This window comes from Fulvivirga sedimenti (assembly GCF_020328055.1).
The window spans coordinates 338620-356108 of sequence record NZ_JAIXNE010000004.1; the positions used below are offsets into that span (position 1 = coordinate 338620).

Annotated in this window: 14 protein-coding genes and 1 tRNA gene; 10 read left to right on the plus strand and 5 right to left on the minus strand. The window is 46.5% G+C overall.

The features are described 5' to 3' along the window. Nucleotides 1-444: 444 nt before the first annotated feature. From LDX50_RS19495 to LDX50_RS19515, 5 genes are all read right to left on the minus strand, one after another. A tRNA-Thr gene (locus LDX50_RS19495) sits at nt 445-517 on the minus strand. Between the two features lie 113 nt (nt 518-630). Further along, nucleotides 631-2553, minus strand: coding sequence for a glucosamine-6-phosphate deaminase (nagB, locus tag LDX50_RS19500; protein WP_225697882.1), 1923 nt, complete (start codon nt 2551-2553; stop codon nt 631-633). Nucleotides 2554-3042: 489 nt separating this feature from the next. Next, on the minus strand, nt 3043-5244 hold the full coding sequence (locus LDX50_RS19505) for a DUF349 domain-containing protein (RefSeq protein ID WP_225697883.1): 2202 nt from the start codon (nt 5242-5244) through the stop codon (nt 3043-3045). A gap of 44 nt (nt 5245-5288) precedes the next feature. After that, nucleotides 5289-5864, minus strand: a complete 576-nt coding sequence (locus LDX50_RS19510; protein ID WP_225697884.1) for a YqgE/AlgH family protein — start codon at nt 5862-5864, stop codon at nt 5289-5291. A 1-nt stretch (nt 5865) separates the two neighbouring features. After that, on the minus strand, nt 5866-6450 hold the full coding sequence (locus LDX50_RS19515) for a MiaE family protein (RefSeq protein ID WP_225697885.1): 585 nt from the start codon (nt 6448-6450) through the stop codon (nt 5866-5868). A gap of 71 nt (nt 6451-6521) precedes the next feature. On the opposite strand from LDX50_RS19515, the gene pdxH reads away from it, so the two are divergent. The 10 genes from pdxH (at nt 6522) to dapA (ending at nt 17423) form a co-directional block, all read left to right on the plus strand. After that, nucleotides 6522-7166 (plus strand): pyridoxamine 5'-phosphate oxidase, encoded by a 645-nt coding sequence (gene pdxH, locus LDX50_RS19520; RefSeq protein WP_225697886.1) that lies wholly within the window; start codon nt 6522-6524, stop codon nt 7164-7166. Beyond that, entirely contained in the window at nt 7105-8361 is a 1257-nt protein-coding gene (locus LDX50_RS19525; RefSeq protein WP_225697887.1) for a glycosyltransferase family protein, read from the plus strand. Before pdxH ends, LDX50_RS19525 begins: the two co-directional genes overlap by 62 nt. Before the next feature lie 169 nt (nt 8362-8530). Further along, complete coding sequence (locus LDX50_RS19530) at nt 8531-9613, plus strand: aminotransferase class V-fold PLP-dependent enzyme (RefSeq protein WP_225697888.1); 1083 nt, start codon at nt 8531-8533, stop codon at nt 9611-9613. A gap of 72 nt (nt 9614-9685) precedes the next feature. Beyond that, nucleotides 9686-10609 carry a universal stress protein gene (locus LDX50_RS19535; protein ID WP_225697889.1) on the plus strand — a complete coding sequence of 308 codons (924 nt, stop codon included), beginning with the start codon at nt 9686-9688 and terminating at the stop codon, nt 10607-10609. A gap of 66 nt (nt 10610-10675) precedes the next feature. Then, nucleotides 10676-11920: an exodeoxyribonuclease VII large subunit gene (xseA, locus tag LDX50_RS19540; protein WP_225697890.1), complete on the plus strand. Its 1245-nt coding sequence runs from the start codon at nt 10676-10678 to the stop codon at nt 11918-11920. Next, complete coding sequence (xseB, locus tag LDX50_RS19545) at nt 11913-12119, plus strand: exodeoxyribonuclease VII small subunit (RefSeq protein ID WP_225697891.1); 207 nt, start codon at nt 11913-11915, stop codon at nt 12117-12119. Before xseA ends, xseB begins: the two co-directional genes overlap by 8 nt. A gap of 31 nt (nt 12120-12150) precedes the next feature. Next, complete coding sequence (locus LDX50_RS19550) at nt 12151-14022, plus strand: M1 family metallopeptidase (protein ID WP_225697892.1); 1872 nt, start codon at nt 12151-12153, stop codon at nt 14020-14022. Next, on the plus strand, nt 14022-16037 hold the full coding sequence (ligA, locus tag LDX50_RS19555) for an NAD-dependent DNA ligase LigA (protein WP_225697893.1): 2016 nt from the start codon (nt 14022-14024) through the stop codon (nt 16035-16037). Before LDX50_RS19550 ends, ligA begins: the two co-directional genes overlap by 1 nt. Before the next feature lies 1 nt (nt 16038). Continuing rightward, nucleotides 16039-16551 carry a DUF6913 domain-containing protein gene (locus LDX50_RS19560; RefSeq protein WP_225697894.1) on the plus strand — a complete coding sequence of 171 codons (513 nt, stop codon included), beginning with the start codon at nt 16039-16041 and terminating at the stop codon, nt 16549-16551. After that, nucleotides 16548-17423, plus strand: a complete 876-nt coding sequence (gene dapA, locus LDX50_RS19565; RefSeq protein ID WP_338030000.1) for a 4-hydroxy-tetrahydrodipicolinate synthase — start codon at nt 16548-16550, stop codon at nt 17421-17423. Before LDX50_RS19560 ends, dapA begins: the two co-directional genes overlap by 4 nt. Nucleotides 17424-17489: the final 66 nt, after the last annotated feature.

Sequence of the window (17489 nt, forward strand, 5' to 3'; positions counted from 1 at the left end):
CAAATTGTGCTGAATTAAATGGCCATAATCGATGCTACTGTATCCAGGTAAAGTAGGAACAGGATACGGGATACAGGATACAGGTATAAACAATTTGAGTGTGATTCTACTGTGTCCAGGTCAAGAGAAGGATACAGGAGCAGGATACCCTCCTACGCCTTTGGGCTCCGGCGGGCAAAGCAGGGGCAAAAAAATTTGGGTTCAAGTATACCGTATCCGGTTATATGTAGCATACGGGATACAGGGGCAAAAAAATTTGGGTTCAAGTATACCGTATCCGGGAAAGTGAAGGATACGGGATACAGGATACAGGTATAAACAATTTGAGTGTGAGAATACTGTATCCAGATCAAAGTAGGATACGGGATACGGGATACAGGGGCAAAAAAAATTTGGGTTTTAGTCTACCGTATCCGGTATCCTCAAACCCAAACTGTTTTTGCGAGCCCCCTGCCGGGATCGAACCAGCGACCTACTGATTACAAGTCAGTTGCTCTACCAGCTGAGCTAAGGAGGCAATTTACAACCGGATCAGATCCGATTTGTAAATGGAGATGCAAAAATAGAGTTGCCTGAATTAATTCCAAGCGCTTACCCGAAATTTTTGCAAAAAGTTTTTAATTGAGCACTCTAGTCGAACTTCCAGCGCACAAACGCTTCCATCGCCTCATATTCCGCCAGACCCAGGTCGTGATAATTCAATGCGGTTTCACGATTCCGTTCCTCGGCACGTACCCAGAATTCACGCTGGTCTTCACCCGGGAATACAGGCGTATCCTTTTGTGACTGATGCTGGAAGATCGCCATGCGCTTACGCTCCACTTCCTGGGGCGACAACGGAACGGCCATCTCAATCTCATGCGTTTCAAATTCATGCCATGCCCCTCTGTAAAGCCATAACCAGCAATCCTTCGTCCACTTTTCGGTTTTCCGTAATCGAACCAATGCCTCATGCACAATATTGAAACACTTGATATGCGTACCATGAGGATCGGCAAAATCGCCCGCGGCAAATACCTGGTGCGGCTTCACTTTCTGAAGTAATTCCATGGTGAGCACAATATCGTCTTCCGTGTCCGGGTTTTTCTCCGTCTTACCACGTTCATAGAACGGCAAATTCTGAAAATGGATATGGTCGTCCTCCAGTCCCGCATATCGGGCGCCCGCGATGGCTTCGCTTTTTCGGATAAATCCTTTCACATCCAGGATCTCCTTCAGGTCCAGCTGATTAGGCTCCTTTGTCTCCAGGAAGACACGCATCCGCTCATAGGTCTCACGTAACCTGGTAGTATCCTCTCCAATGCTTTCCTTGAAATCAATGGTAAATTCCACATACCGTAACACATCATGATCCCAGATCGCCGTATTCCCCGATGTCTGGTACGCCACATGAACGTCATGCCCCTGGTCGACCAGGCGGATAAATGTCCCTCCCATGGAGATCACATCATCGTCAGGATGGGGTGAGAATATAATGACACGCTTCTTGGCAGGCTCTGCCCGCTCCGGCCGCTGTGAATCATCGGCATTCGGCTTACCACCCGGCCAGCCGGTAATTGTATGCTGGATCTTATTGAAAATATGGATGTTAATATCATAGGCCGGTCCCTGATCAACCGCCAGCTGCGCCATGCCATGATTGTTATAATCTTCGTCAGTAAGCTTCAGGATGGGCTTATTCACGGTCTTTGATAACCAGATCACCGCCTTCTTCACAAGCGCGGGCTCCCACTGACAGTCCTTCACCAGCCATGGCGTGTCGAAACGGGTAAGTTCCGAAGCCGCATCCTTGTCAAGCACGAATTCCACATTCTCCGAATTTTGCAGGAAAGTGGCCGGTACATCGCTTGACATACTGCCCTCAACCGCCTTTTTGATGATGGGTGCCTTCTTACCACTCCACGCCATTAGAACAATCTCACGGGCCTTGAATATCGTACCAATACCCATGGTAATCGCCTTGGTGGGCACATTTTCCTTTCCACCAAAGTCGCGCGATGCATCCCGTCGGGTGAGATCATCCAATGTTACCAGGCGTGTTCCTGAATTCGGAGCGGAACCAGGTTCGTTAAACCCTATGTGACCGGTCCGACCAATACCAAGCACCTGGAAATCCAGTCCCCCCGCATCCGTGATCTTCTGTTCATAGCGCAGGCAGTAGTCATGGATCTCGTCTTTCGGCAGGGTTCCATCCGGGATGTTGATATTCTCCTTTTTGATATCTACATGATCAAAAAGGTGTTCCTTCATGAAGTAGACATAACTTTGCACCGATTTCGGCTTCATCGGATAATACTCATCCAGGTTGAAGGTGATCACATTCTGAAAACTCAGCCCTTCCTCCTTATGCATGCGGACCAGCTCTTCATACACGCCGATAGGCGTTGCTCCCGTTGCAAGTCCGAGAACTGCCATCTCCCCGGCTTCCTGCTTCCTGCGGATGATCGCGGCAATGCGTTCCGCAACTTTTCTTGAGGCAATTTCCTTATTTTCAAATACCGTGACCGGCAGCTTTTCGTACCGTGTTTCTTCCAGTAAATTAAGTCTCTTCATGAATTTTGGTTGATTGGATATTGGGACAATTAAGGTTTTTCGAATAGTGGTTAAAGCGAAATGGCAATTTTTGCAATATTTTTCAATTTTGACAGTAAAGTCTGAAATTTTTAATTGAAATCGTGAATAACCCTGGGTAGAGCAGAGGTGGGAATCTTTTTTGTGCAATGAATCAGGGGATCCTGAGACCCCAAAGGGGTCCCTTTGGGACAAGCTCAGCCTGCCTGCCGGAAGGCAGGGATGACGATGGATAAAGACCGGCGGTACCCTAAATTCTGGTCGTAGAATCCCTTCTACGACACTGCAATGCAGATCATTAGGTCGTAGGTAGGAACCTACGACCTGGATATGGGAACCCACGATCAGGCATTGGGCGTGCCAACGGTACGCTCCATGTGTAGAAAATGACAATGTTAAAAAGAAGGCGTGCCGCTCCGAAGGAGTCCCTTCGGGAAAGGTACGCTCCATGTGTAGATAATGATAAGGGATTTACCCGGCCGTACGAATAATACGCAACTGTTTTTTCAGGTGCTGAAGCTCATCAGCGGCGGAATCAATCTTTGACTGGAACTCATCCTTCAGCTTATTGGCCTTCTTGCTGTCGGCAAAAAACTCCAGATTATTCTTCCAGACCGCTATATCGTTCTCTATGGAACTGATCTGCTTACGCAGGGACTGTTCCTTGCGGTAGAGCTTTTGATCGGCGTTCGGACTGTGAAGAATGTCACTTACTTCGTTTTCAATACGAAGCTTTTCCTTCTGATCCTCATCGAGGGTCTCCAGGCTCTTGATGTAGGTATCAACCGCCTTCGTATACATATCCCGAATCTTACTAATATCCTTTTTCGGAACGAAGCCGGTTTCATTATACTCTTCCTGGTACTTCTTGAACTTCTCGACGTGATCGCCATCGCCCTTTGCCAATTCCTGGATCTTCTTGCAAATCTCCTTCTTCTTTTCCAGGTTCTCTACGTATTCCTTGGAGGCGTCATCACGCGAAGCCCGCTTCCTTTCAAAAAATGCATCACATGCTTCCTTGAATTCCTTATAAACAGACTCACGGAATTTTCCCGGCACCGGGCCTATCTCACGCCATTGGCGCTGTAATTCCTTAAGCTTCTCTGCTGTATCCTGAAAATCCTCACTATCCTTCAGTGCGAGGGCTTGTTGTACCATAGCCTGCTTTTTCTCCAGGTTGGCCTCACGTTCCGCATCCAGTTTCTTGAAGAAATGATTTTTATTGCTGAAAAATGTCTTGAATGCCGACCAGAATTTCTTATTCACCTCTTTAGCCTGGGCACGCGGCAATCCGCCTGTATTCTCCCATTTCTTTTGTATCGCAAGAATTTCTTTGGTCTTTTCATTCCAGGCCTTGATCCGGTCGGAATCAAATTTCTCAAATGCCTCTACCTCGTCTGCCAGCGCAGCTTTAACCGCGAGATTCGCCTCAAGCTCACCCTTCAGCTTATCGACAAATTCCTTTCTGCGTTCATATACCGCATCAGAAGCGGCCTTGAAACGATGCCAAAGCGGTTCCTGCTCATCCTTCGGGACGGGGCCAATGTGCTTGAATTCGTGATGAAGTTCATTCAGCTCCTTAACCGCATCAGAAATCTGATTCCTATCTAACAGCGCTTCTGCCTTATCACAAAGCTCAAGCTTAGACTCAAGGTTTTTCCTCCGGTCGAGCTCCTTCAGCTCATAATAAATACTCCGGTTATCATAGAACCGGTCGATCAAAGCATTATAATTTGCCCACATCGTACGAGCATATGAACCCGGCACCGGTCCGACGTTTTTCCATTCCTCCTGGAATTTCTTAAATGTGTCGAAACTAATGTTTGTTTCTTCAGAGTCGACGAACTCACGAAGCCGCTCCAGTATATCTTCCTTCTTCTTCAGGTTTTCGTCTTTCTGACGCTCCCTGTTCTTCGTGTAGTCGTGTTTTCTGTCACGGATCAGCTGATAATTCGCATCGAAACGAAGTGTTAATTCATCCGGCCGATAGGAAAAATCTCCTTCTTCCCCGCCTTCAGCAATAAACCTGTCGAGTGCTTCCTGCCGCTCATGCGCCCTGAACTCATCAAAGAAATGCTTGATCTCGCGTGCTTTCTTCTCCGCCTGAATCACATTATCCGCCTTCGCCAGCTCTTTGATTACTTCAACGAGTTCCTTCCTCGAGTAGACACTGTAATCAATATCTTCATCCTCATGGTCTTCATCATCATCCTTTTCCTTCAGATCATGTTCAGACTCCAGCTCAGTTTTTGTTTTTTCGTTATCCCCGGAAGATTCAGGCTTTTCAGCAACAACACCTGCAGAAGGTTCATCTTGGTGAGCCCCCTGGCCTTCGTTCTTCGATGCATCTTCTTCGGCTTCGTTGGCTGTAATATCTTCATTGGTAACTTCAGCAGTTTCAGCCTCCGACTGTTCGGCCTCATCACCTGTGACTTCAATTTTATCTTCAGAAACAGGCGATTCCTCAACAACTTCTTCCGTTTCCGGAGAATCGGTTGTTGCAACAGGGTCAGATTTATCTATAGGTGCTTTTGTGTCCTCAGAAGGCACAGGCTTTTCATCCAGAGGCTTTTCTTCTGTCTCTGTAGTGGACTTTGGTGTGCCGTTTGTCTGATCGGCTCCATCCAACGCGGCCCGCACTTCTTTCTCTTCTAAATCCTTATCCTGCGCCATAACATTTTATTACACCTCTATAACTGTAAAAATACTAAAATCATTCAATTAAGTCTTGGGTCGGTGGGATAATTTGAATATACATAAAAACGGCCTCCCAGCTGTTTTAACACAGTTTTCCATAAACTGTTCACGTCGGAGTCAAAGATAAGCTCCGGACTTACCGGAGGAGTGACGATCCAGGAGTTGGCGGTTAGCTCTTCTTCGAGCTGTCCTTCCGACCAGCCGGAATAACCTGCAAAAAATCGAAAATTGTTAATATCTATCAATCCTTCCTGCCCCAGAAAGGTGAGTTGATCAAAATTTCCTCCCCAGAACAGGCCCGGGGATATCTCCGTGCCACCTTCAATCTTGTCCGACCGGTGAACAAAATGCAATGTATTCTGCTGAACCGGACCACCCACATACACCGGTGTTTCAATCATGTCAAGATCTTCCATGATCTCACTCACTTTTACCTGGGAAGGTTTATTCAATACGAAGCCAAAGGAGCCGTCTTCATTATGTTCGCATAACAGTATGACCGTCCGTTCAAAATTAGGATCCGGCAGAAAAGGCTCCGAGATCAAAAGGGATCCTTTTTGCGGTGGAACTTCATTATTGAACTTGAAATAATCCATATCAGTGTAAGGCAGCTTTGAGTGGTAATTCGGCCAGAATCAGCGATTCCTGGTGGTTTATTTCCTTCAACCTACTATAAACCTCCTTTTCATCAAAATAATTAAGAGCCATTTTTACAAAAATATGGCCGTGCTTCGCTTCGGAAGCCCATAAATCATGGTAGAATTTCTTTAGATCACCCTCCGGAAGCGCTTCATAGATCAAACGGAACCTTTCAGCTCCCCTGCATTCCACCACCGAAGCCACCAGCAGTCTGTCAAGAAATCGCTCTTCCCTCCCGCTCCGGCAAAAGTCAACCAATGCTTTCACATAGGGATCTCCCGGAATTTCGTGGGGAAGTGACAAGCCCCGGGATTCCATGATCTCATAGACCGACCTGAAATGTTCCAGTTCCTCAACTGCCGTGTCGATCAGTTCCGGGATTATCTCAAGCCTGTCGGGATATTTTGCCACCAGGCTCATGGCCATTGCACTTGCTTTTCGTTCACAGTGTGCATGGTCCAAAAGGAAATTATCAAAATCGGATATGACCGTTTCCACCCATTGGGGTGAACTTTCACTCTCAAGTTCAATGCTTAATTTCATGGTATCAATCTTAGTAAATCCACCACTGAAAGGAAAATTTATCGGTATATTTGAGTAGAAAAAATAACGCCATGAAATCTTCGATTGCCGACCTAAGGAAGGAATATTCAAAAAAAATTCTCGACGAGTCCCATGTTGACAAGGATCCGATCCGTCAGTTTTCCCAATGGTTCGAAGAGGCCCTCGCCTCTGAAATCATGGAACCCAATGCCATGACACTTTCTACAGTCAGTGAAAATGGGTTCCCCTCAGGAAGGGTCGTTCTTCTGAAAGGAATCGAGAATAATGGGCTCGTGTTCTATACAAATTATCAAAGCTCCAAGGGCAGGGATATGGAGAATAATGCCGTCGTCTCCCTCACATTTTTCTGGCCGGAACTAGAACGACAGGTCAGAATACAGGGAACCGCTACAAAAGTGCCCCGTGAAGTAAGCGAAGCCTATTTCAAAAGCCGGCCAAAAGCGAGTCAGATTGGTGCATGGACCTCCCCTCAGAGTACACCGATCAAAAACCGGTCGATCCTCGAGGAACGTCAACAAGCTCTCGAGAAAAAATACAGTGACGCTGAGGTGCTTCCCCTTCCAAACCAGTGGGGCGGGTATCATGTGGCTCCATTTCTGATGGAGTTCTGGCAGGGACGCCCCAGCAGGCTTCATGACCGGGTCCTCTACACGCAAACGAAAGATTCCTGGAAGATCTCACGGCTTGCACCCTGATCTGAAAATATATTTTGAACGGTATGCAGCCGGACCGGCATTATTGCCGCCTCCTGAAACACCTCCGGAACTGATCTTTACCATCCCTGCTCACCGGGAAGAGAACATCGCGCACACGATCGATTCATTGTTGGATTGTGAATTCAACCGCCCAAGCGAAATCCTGGTGCTGCTGAATTACAGCGAAAACAGCCCACAGGCTATCAGGGATGCCCATCACCGCGACCTGGAACACCTGCGTAACAGGTATGAGGAGAAGCACATGGACAACGTAGCCCTCCATTTTCTCCTAAGGGAGCTGCCCCATAAACACGCCGGCGTAGGACTTGCGAGAAAAATACTGATGGATGAGGCAGCACGCCGTTTGGATCCGGATACAGGCGTAATCATCGGTCTGGATGCTGATTGCCTTGTTTCACCAAATTATGTCAGTGAGATTGAAAAACATTTCCTCCTTCATCCTGAAATACACGGAGCTTCCATCTGGTTTGAACATGCCATTCCCGAATCCGGATTACAACGCGATGCCATCATAGCCTATGAGCTTCACTTGCGGTATTTCATCGAAGCCCAGCGCATGCTGAAATTACCTTATGCTTACCATACGGTAGGTTCGTCAATGGCAGTGCGGCCTATGGCATATGCCAAAGCAGGTGGAATGAACAGGCGTAAAGCGGGTGAAGATTTCTATTTCCTGCACAAGATCATCCCCCGGGGTTTTGGTGAAATCAATACCACCGCCGTTTACCCCTCAGCCCGGTCATCCGATCGGGTCCCATTTGGTACTGGCAGAGCAGTCCAGGACCTTATAGCAAGCAAGCGGGATCCCGCGACCTATGCCCCGGAAAATATTATGATTATTAAGAATATGCTCAATAATATTTATAACAAAGTCCTGAATATTAATAAGTTAAATTCAATAAATAAACAATTACTTGAATATATGAATGCTGAAGAAAACTTTCAGCGGATACGACGGAATTCATCCGATCTCACTGCCTATCACAAGCATTTTTATGCCTGGTTTGATGGCTTTCAACTCATGAAAGCACTCCACTTCTTACGGGATAACCTCACCCCGGATGTGCCGGTGGATGATGCCGGGACCTGGTTGCTGAAGGTGTATCATAATATTGATTTTGACGGAAGCAGCCTTGATCTGTTATTGAAATACCGGCAAATTCAGCGGATTTAAAAAAGGACTCCGGCACGGAACAGTGCCTGCCGGAGCACCTTCATCTTAACCATACCCTGCAAATCTAGTATCATTGAATTAACCCCCTGTAAAGGGGTCGTTACCAAACAATCACTATTATTTACAGCTATGTTATTTCAATATGAATTTGGTTAACTAATTTTGACCTATGCCAAAGATTTATTTCACCCCCGGTCCCTCACAACTTTACTTCACCGTTCAGGAACACCTGCGAAGAGCTTTAAGAGAAGACATCCCTTCCATTTCACACCGTTCCACCAAATTCCAGAACATCTATGCGGAAGCGGTTGATAATATTTCCGCATTGCTGAATCTGCCTTCTGGTTATAAGATCCTGTTCACCGCCAGCGCAACGGAAGCCTGGGAACGGATCATACAGAACCTCGTGGAACGGGAGAGTTTTCACCTGGTTAACGGCGCGTTTTCCGCCCGTTTTCATGAAATATCACAGCAATTAGGGCGTACTGCCCTTTCCGCTGAAGCGGCTGAGGGCTCGGTGGTTGAAATGTCATCATTACTGATCCCAGAATCCACCGAGCTTATCGCCATTACACACAACGAAACAAGCACCGGCGCCCGCCAACCTGAAAAGGATGTTGAAAGCATCAGGAAAGCCTTCCCCAATCAACTGATCGCACTGGATGTCGTTTCTTCCGTACCGGATGCGGAAATCAATTATAACCACGTGGATACAGCATACTTCAGTGTTCAGAAGGCGTTCGGACTTCCTGCCGGACTGGGTGTCTGGATAGTCAACGACCGTTGCATAGAAAAATCAGCCCAACTGCAGGAAAGCGGAACCATCACAGGCAGCTACCACTCAATCTCAGCAATGCTTGAAAAAGCGGTTAAAAACCAGACGCCGGAGACACCCAATGTACTGGGCATATATCTGTTGGGGCGGGTTGCCGGCGATATGCTGGAAAAGGGACTGGATCAAATCCGGCGCGAGACTGCATACAAGTCGGCGATGCTTTATCATACCTACGAAAACCACCCACGCCTGAGGGCATTTGTCACCAATCCGGAACAGCGTTCACGTACCACCACCGTTGCACATGTCGATTCAGGGAGTCCGGAATTGATCAGCTATCTGTCATCCAGGGGTTTTATCGTTGGAAGCGGCTATGGAAAATATAAATCCGATCACATCCGAATCGCCAACTTTCCCACCCATTCGAAGGAGCAGATCGAAATGCTGGCAGATTACCTGTCGGCCTGGAAACAATAAGTATTTAGCAAAGTAAATGTTTCATTTTGAGGGAAATGCTCTATTTTTGCATCAAAATCCAATGTTAGTATAATGGAGCCAATTAAAGATATTATTGTAGGGCTGGATATGTCGGAGATGGATAAGACACTTATCGAATTTTCGGCATTCATCGCGCGACGCGGCTTTGTGCAGCGGGTCCAGTTCTGGCACATTGTACGCGGGGAGAAAATACCGGCAGACGTGAAACTTGAATTTCCGGATATGTCGGAACGACTGGTTGCAGAACGCACCGCGAAGATAAAGGATAAGGTTGCCAAATACTTCCGGATCGACCGGGAAATCAAATTTGAATACAATGTTAAAGAAGGCAGTGTTGCCTCCCTCCTGGACATGGCTATCCGGGGCAATGCCGACTTAATAATTATTGGTCAGAAAAAGACCATGCAGGGCACAGGAATTCTGGCTCAGCGTTTAGCCAGACGCGCCAGCTGTAATCTGCTCATCATACCTGAGGGAGCCACCCCCAGTGTCCGTAAAATCCTCGTACCGGTTGACTTTTCAAAGTATTCAAAACTGGCGCTGGAAACAGTAGTGGAATTGAGCCAGCACCGCACCCAGCCGATTGAAGTCTACTGCCAGAATGTATACTCCGTCCCGGCAGGCTATCATTATACAGGGAAGACCTATGAGGAATTTGCAGAGATAATGCGCAAAAACGCAGAAAAGGATTTCAATAAACTCATCAGTAAGGTCGACATGAAGGACGTCCAGGTAACTCCGGTTTATTCCCTGGATGTGAATGAGGATCTTTCGAGCGATATCCGTGATCTTGCAACGGAAATCAAGCCAGATGGAATTGTCATCGGTGCCAAGGGAAGAACTGCTGCAGCTTCGCTGTTTTTGGGAAGTATGGCAGAGAGATTACTGAATACCAATCTCGATTGTCCCCTCCTCATTGTTCGTCCGCGTGGCAAGGCAGCCGGACTGCTGGAAACCTTCCGGGATATTAATTAACCACCCATATAAAATCACGATACGACATCATGAGTCCGGGAATATTTAAATATTTTTGGACGACTGATGGAACACCTGCGTTTACTTGAACTCAATCAGCTTATACGAAGCACACTCGACAACAATCTCGAGCCTTCTTATTGGGTGGTGGCTGAAGTCGCTGAGCTTCGGCTGAATCAGAAGGGCCATTGCTACCTTGACCTGATCGAGAAAGAGGACGATAGGCTGGTGGCCCGTATCCGGGCGACTATCTGGGCCTATACCTTTCGCGGACTTTCTGCATGGTTTGAATCAATAACTGGAAAACCCCTCCAGAACGGGATGACCGTGCTCTGCAACGTAAGTGTTGAGTACCATGAGTTATACGGGATGTCACTGAATATCCGGGAGATTGACCCGCGGTTTACCCTCGGAGAGCGGGCCCGCAAGCGACAGGAAATCATTGAAAGGCTTACACGGGAAGGCGTGGTGGACATGAATAAATCAGTTGCCTTGCCGGTTGCGCCACTGAGGATCGCAGTGATCAGCTCACCAACGGCTGCGGGGTTTGGCGATTTTTCCGACCAGCTAAAAAATAATTTGTACGGATACGCCTTCCGTACCCGTCTCTTTAAAGCAGTGATGCAGGGTGATGAGGCGCCTCCATCGATCATAGATGCACTGAACCGTATTCACAACAGTATCAACTCCTTTGACGTAGTCGTTATCATCCGGGGCGGTGGTGCGCAGGTAGATCTTGATTGCTTTGACACCTACGACCTCGCCAACCATGTTGCCCAATTTCCGTTGCCTGTACTCACCGGAATTGGCCATGAGCGTGACGAAACGATACTCGACCTCGTTGCGCATACCCGGCTAAAGACCCCTACAGCGGTTGCTGAATTCCTCATTGGTGGGGTGCGGAGCTATGAGGAAAGAATGATCAATCATTTTGAAACAATCGCCTATCACGCCCAACAGCGATTGAAATATGAGAACCAGCGTCTGAAAAACCTGGAATACCGTCTTAAAAGCGGGGTTCGAAAAGTTACTTCCCAACAGGATCTGTTGCTAGAAAAAAGAAGCGGTCAATTGAAAGCGGCAGCCAGGAAATTCCTATCCATGAAAATGGAGCGACTGCGCATCGCATCCAAATCCCTGGAACTTGTGCATCCCGATAACATCCTGAAGCGGGGATATACGTTAACAACGCTGAATGGGAAATCCATTCATCAGGTTGAATTAAAGGAAGGCGATACGATTACAACCTATACGATCAACAAAAAAATCAACAGTCAGATTACAACCATAAACAACAACAAAAATGAGTGAGAAGAAAGAAGATTTCAGGTTTGAAGATTCACTGCAACAAGTGGAGCAAATCGTGGAACGGATTGAAAAAGGAGAGCTGGATATAGATGATCTCACCAGCCAGGTGGATAAAGCCGCCGAAATACTGAAGAAATGCCGTGAGTTTTTACGAAAAACGGAAGACGACCTGGAGAATTCACTGGGTGAACTGGATCAATAATGTATTTTTAAAAATCAGGATATAACAATATATGAAAAGCTTGTATTTACTTATTTTATCAATTCTCACCGCACAAATATCCATTGCCCAGGAAACACCTGTGGGATATTGGCAACAACGTGTGGAATACGAAATGGATGTGAACATGAATGTGGAGACACATCGCTTCACAGGAGATCAAAAACTGACCTATTATAATAATTCACCCGATACACTTACCCAAATATACTATCACCTTTACTTCAATGCATTCCAGCCGGGAAGTATGATGGACATGCGGTCACTCACTATTGAAGACCCCGACCGGAGAGTGGGGAGCAGAATATCTCAACTGTCTGCCGACGAGATTGGTTATCAGCATATCAACTCCCTCAAACAGAAAGGAACGGACCTCGCATTCAAGGTTTCAGGCACGATTCTGGAAGTTACGTTGAATGAACCGATACTGCCCGGGGGAAAAAGCGTCTTCACACTGAGTTTCGAAGGCCAGGTGCCTGTCCAGATCCGCCGATCCGGCCGTGACAATGCTGAAGGCATCTCCTACTCAATGTCACAATGGTACCCAAAAGTGTGTGAATATGATCACCGCGGATGGCATACAAATCCTTATATCGGACGTGAATTCCATGGTGTATGGGGTGATTTTGATGTGAAGATAACGATCGACCCATCGTACACGATTGGCGGAACAGGTTATCTCCAGAATCCTGATAAAATCGGACATGGCTATGAATCAGAAGGTAAAGAAGTGGCTGCCTCAGAAAAACCTCTTACATGGCATTTTATTGCCCCCAATGTACATGATTTCATGTGGGCCGCAGACCCGGATTACACGCATACCAGGATCCAGGTACCGGACGGTCCCATGCTCCATTTTTTCTACCAGGCTAACGAGGAAAACCAAGCCGCATGGGAAGCATTGCCCGGGACCATGGTTAAAGCCATGCAATACATGAACAAAACTTTTGGAGTGTATCCCTACGAACAATATTCCTTCATCCAGGGAGGAGACGGCGGAATGGAATATCCCATGGCAACGCTCATCACTGGAAACCGAAGCCAGGGAAGCCTGGTAGGTGTTTCTGTGCATGAGATGATCCACAGCTGGTTTCAGGGTGTCCTTGCCACGAACGAAAGCCTGTACCCGTGGATGGACGAAGGATTCACTTCCTTCGCTTCAGCCCTTACAATGCAGCATCTTTCAGGTGAAACGGGCGGCAATCCTTTCCGGGGATCTTACCAGGGATATTTCTTCATGGCCAACAGCGGCAACGAAGAACCCCTCACCACACACTCAGATATGTATCACACGAACCGGTCGTATGGCATCAATGCCTATTCGAAAGGCGCGGTATTCCTTGCACAGCTGGGATATGTAATTGGTGAAGAAAACCTGATGAAGGGAATGCGCAGGTACTACAACACCTGGAAATTTAAACATCCCACATCAATCGACCTGATCAGGGTTATGGAAAAAACCTCAGGCATGCAGCTGGACTGGTACCTGGAAAATTTCGCATACACAACCAACAGAATTGATTACGGTATCAGCGACGTAACAGGCGTGAATGATGAAACCATCGTGACCCTGGAGCGTGTCGAAGCTATGATGATGCCCGTAGACCTTTACATTGAGTATACCGATGGCTCTTCAGAAATACTTTATATTCCGCTGCGTATCATGCGCGGAGAAAAGCCGGTGGAAAACCTGGAAGTGTCAAGAATCACCAAAGAAGCGTGGCCGTGGACGTATCCAACCTATTCGCTGAAAATTAACCGTCCGATCACAGAAATTAAGTCGATAGAAATTGATCCGACTGAAAGAATGGCCGATATTGATCGGAACAACAATACATTTGAAGGAGTTAATTCAATTAAAATCTACAAAGACCCAACCCGGTAATGAATCGCGAAGAGGCGAAAAAGAAGATCGAATCCCTTTCGGAAAAAATCGATTATTACAACGAGCAGTATTACCAGAATAACCGATCCGAAATAAGTGACTTCGAATTTGACAAACTGCTTGAACAACTCATAGCACTGGAAGAGGAATATCCTGAGCTAAGGCAACCCGACTCTCCCACCCAGCGTGTTGGAGGAACGGTAACCAAGTCTTTCAAAACGGTATATCACAAGTATCCCATGCTTTCACTCGGTAATACCTATTCCCGGGAAGAATTGGAAGAGTTTGATAACCGGGTAAAAAAGGGCCTTGGCGACGAACCCTATGAATACTTCTGCGAACTTAAGTTTGACGGCGTAGCACTAAGCCTGACCTATGAAAATGGATATTTGTCACGCGGGGTAACACGGGGCGATGGCACCCGGGGTGATGATATCACAGCAAACGTGAAGACCATCCGTACCATTCCGTTAAAGGTGAAGCACATCAAGGACAGTCCGCCTTTTTTCGAAGCGCGTGGTGAAGCATTCATGCCCCGTCAGACATTCATAGCCTTGAATAAGGAGCGTGAGGACATTGGTGAAGAAGTGTATGCCAATGCACGGAATACCACTTCAGGTACGCTAAAAATGCAGGATTCATCGATTGTTGCGCAGCGTAAACTCGACTGCTATCTTTATTCTATTATGGGTGATGACCTACCCGTAGAAACACACGCAGAAGGCATTCAACTGCTGGAGCGCCTGGGATTCAACGTTTCACCGACGTACCGATTGTGCAAAACCCTGGAAGAAGTATTTGATTATATCGCAGAATGGGAAGATAAGCGTCGTTCGTTACCATTGGAAACAGATGGTATCGTAGTAAAAGTAAATCGTCTCGACCAGCAGGAACAACTTGGCTTCACTGCCAAAAGCCCGCGCTGGGCAATCGCTTACAAGTATAAAGCCGAAGATGCCATAACCACCCTTAAGGATATAACATATCAGGTTGGCCGAACAGGCGCAATCACTCCTGTGGCAGAACTCAAACCAGTCTTCCTGGCAGGCACAACTGTAAAGCGCGCTTCCTTACACAATGCCAATGAAATCGAGCGGCTCGACCTTCGTATAGGAGATCAGGTTTTTGTTGAAAAAGGCGGCGAGATTATCCCGAAAATAACCGGGGTTGATTTGTCGGCAAGAAAGGAAGGCCTCGAACCCGTAACTTATATTACCCATTGCCCTGAATGTGGCACAGAACTGCAACGAATGGAAGGTGAAGCAGTTCATTATTGTCCGAACCAGGACGGTTGTCCGCCACAGATAAAAGGTCGTATAGTCCATTTCATCCAGCGCAAAGCCATGGATATCGACAGCCTTGGAGAAAAAACGATTGAAATGTTATTTGATAAAAATCTTGTTAAGTCGCCTGCCGATCTGTACGACCTAACCTATGAGAATATCATTTCTCTGGAAGGTTTTAAGGAAAAGGGCACAAACAACCTGTTAACGGGAATTCAGAAGTCAAAATCAGTACCATTTGAGAATGTTCTTTTTGGTTTGGGAATCCGGTTTGTGGGAAAAACGGTTGCCGAAAAACTCGCCCAGGCATTCAAATCAATTGATGCCCTTATGAACGCTTCCTATGAAGACCTGATCGCCGTTCCGGAAATCGGGGAACGCATTGCCCATAGCGTAATTGAATTCCTTGGAAATGAGCAGCATATTGATGAAATCAATCGATTAAAAAATGCCGGTGTTCAGATGGTTATCGAAGAAAAGGAGGAAATTAAACTTGGAAATCAACTGGAAGGAAAAACTTTTGTAATTTCGGGAGTATTCGAAAGGCATGAACGCGATGAACTTAAAGAATTGATTGTTGCTCATGGCGGCAAGGTTCTTTCGTCTATTTCGGGTAAATTGGATTTTTTACTTGCAGGTGACAATATGGGTCCTTCAAAAAAGGAAAAGGCCGAAAAGCTCGGGATTCAAATTATTTCGGAATCTGATTTTGAAGGAATGATCAGTCAATAAGATGTTCAGAGATTTGTTTGTAAAGTACAGAACGAATGCGCAGTTAAAACGCAATAACGCTTTCCGCGGAAGCGTGCTGTATGAAGATGCGAAAAACGTTGGCATCCTTTACACAGCTGAAGATCTTACCAAACATGACATCATCAAGGACCTTGCAAAGAAGTTTGAGAGTGATGGTAAAAAAGTGAGCGTGATGTCATTCCTTCCTAAGGACGTTCAGAACTTCGAATTCCGGTATAATTTCTTCACCGACAAGGAGATCGGCTTTTTCGGGAATGTAAACTCGGAAGATGTGCATACCTTCGTTAACAAACCCTTTAATTACCTTCTTTATGTAGATTTCGAGGGAGACCCAATCATGCGATATTTATTATCGATGAGCCGTGCACAGTGCCGCGTAGGGTTTTTCGAAGAAATCAACCGGCCTTTCTGTGATCTGATGGTGGCCCCACAGCAACCCAATTACAAAAGTCTTGCTCATGAGATGTATAAGTATACAAAAGTCCTTTCATGATGAATAGGTTATCCGGAACCGGAGTAGCGTTGGTTACGCCCTTCACAAGGTCGCTTGAAATTGATTTCGAAGCCCTTGGAAGGCTGATGGATTATACCCAATCGAATGGTGTCGACTATTATGTCGTAATGGGCACTACCGGTGAAACCGCCACCCTCTCTCCCGCTGAAAAAGCAGCCGTATTAAATTTTGTCAGGGAAAACAACCGGGCAAACTTACCCATCGTTTACGGATTGGGAGGAAACAACACGGCTGCACTCCTTTCAGAATTAAAAAATACCGAACTCAGTGGAATTGATGCACTTCTGTCTGTAAGCCCATACTACAATAAGCCTTCACAACGGGGAATCGTTGCGCATTATGAGCAACTGGCAAATGAGGCACCGATCCCAGTTATTCTCTACAACGTTCCCGGAAGGACTGCCAGTAATGTAACAGCAGCATCTACACTGATTCTTGCCCATCACCCGAACATAATTGGTATTAAGGAAGCTGCTGGTGATATGGATCAGGTGATGCGCATAGCGCGCGATAAACCGGAAGACTTTCTTCTTATCTCAGGCGATGATCTTTTAACGCTTCCCATGATGAGTGTTGGTGGTACAGGAGTGATTTCAGTTCTGGCAAATGCCATTCCGAATACATTCCAAAGAATGATGACTGAATTCCGGGCTGGCAATGTACAGGGAGCAGCACTAACTTCATATGAAATGCTGGACCTGAACCCTCTTATGTATGAAGAATCTAATCCCGTGGGAGTAAAATTCGTTTTATCGGAACTTGGAATTTGTGAACCTCATGTACGGTTACCGCTATTCGAGGCCTCTGAATCGCTTAAAGCGCGTATACGGGAGATTTTGCATAAAATGTAAGGAAAACATCCCGTTTAAAGTGAATAGTGGGTTACCACATCGAAAGGATAGGAATTTATCAGTAAA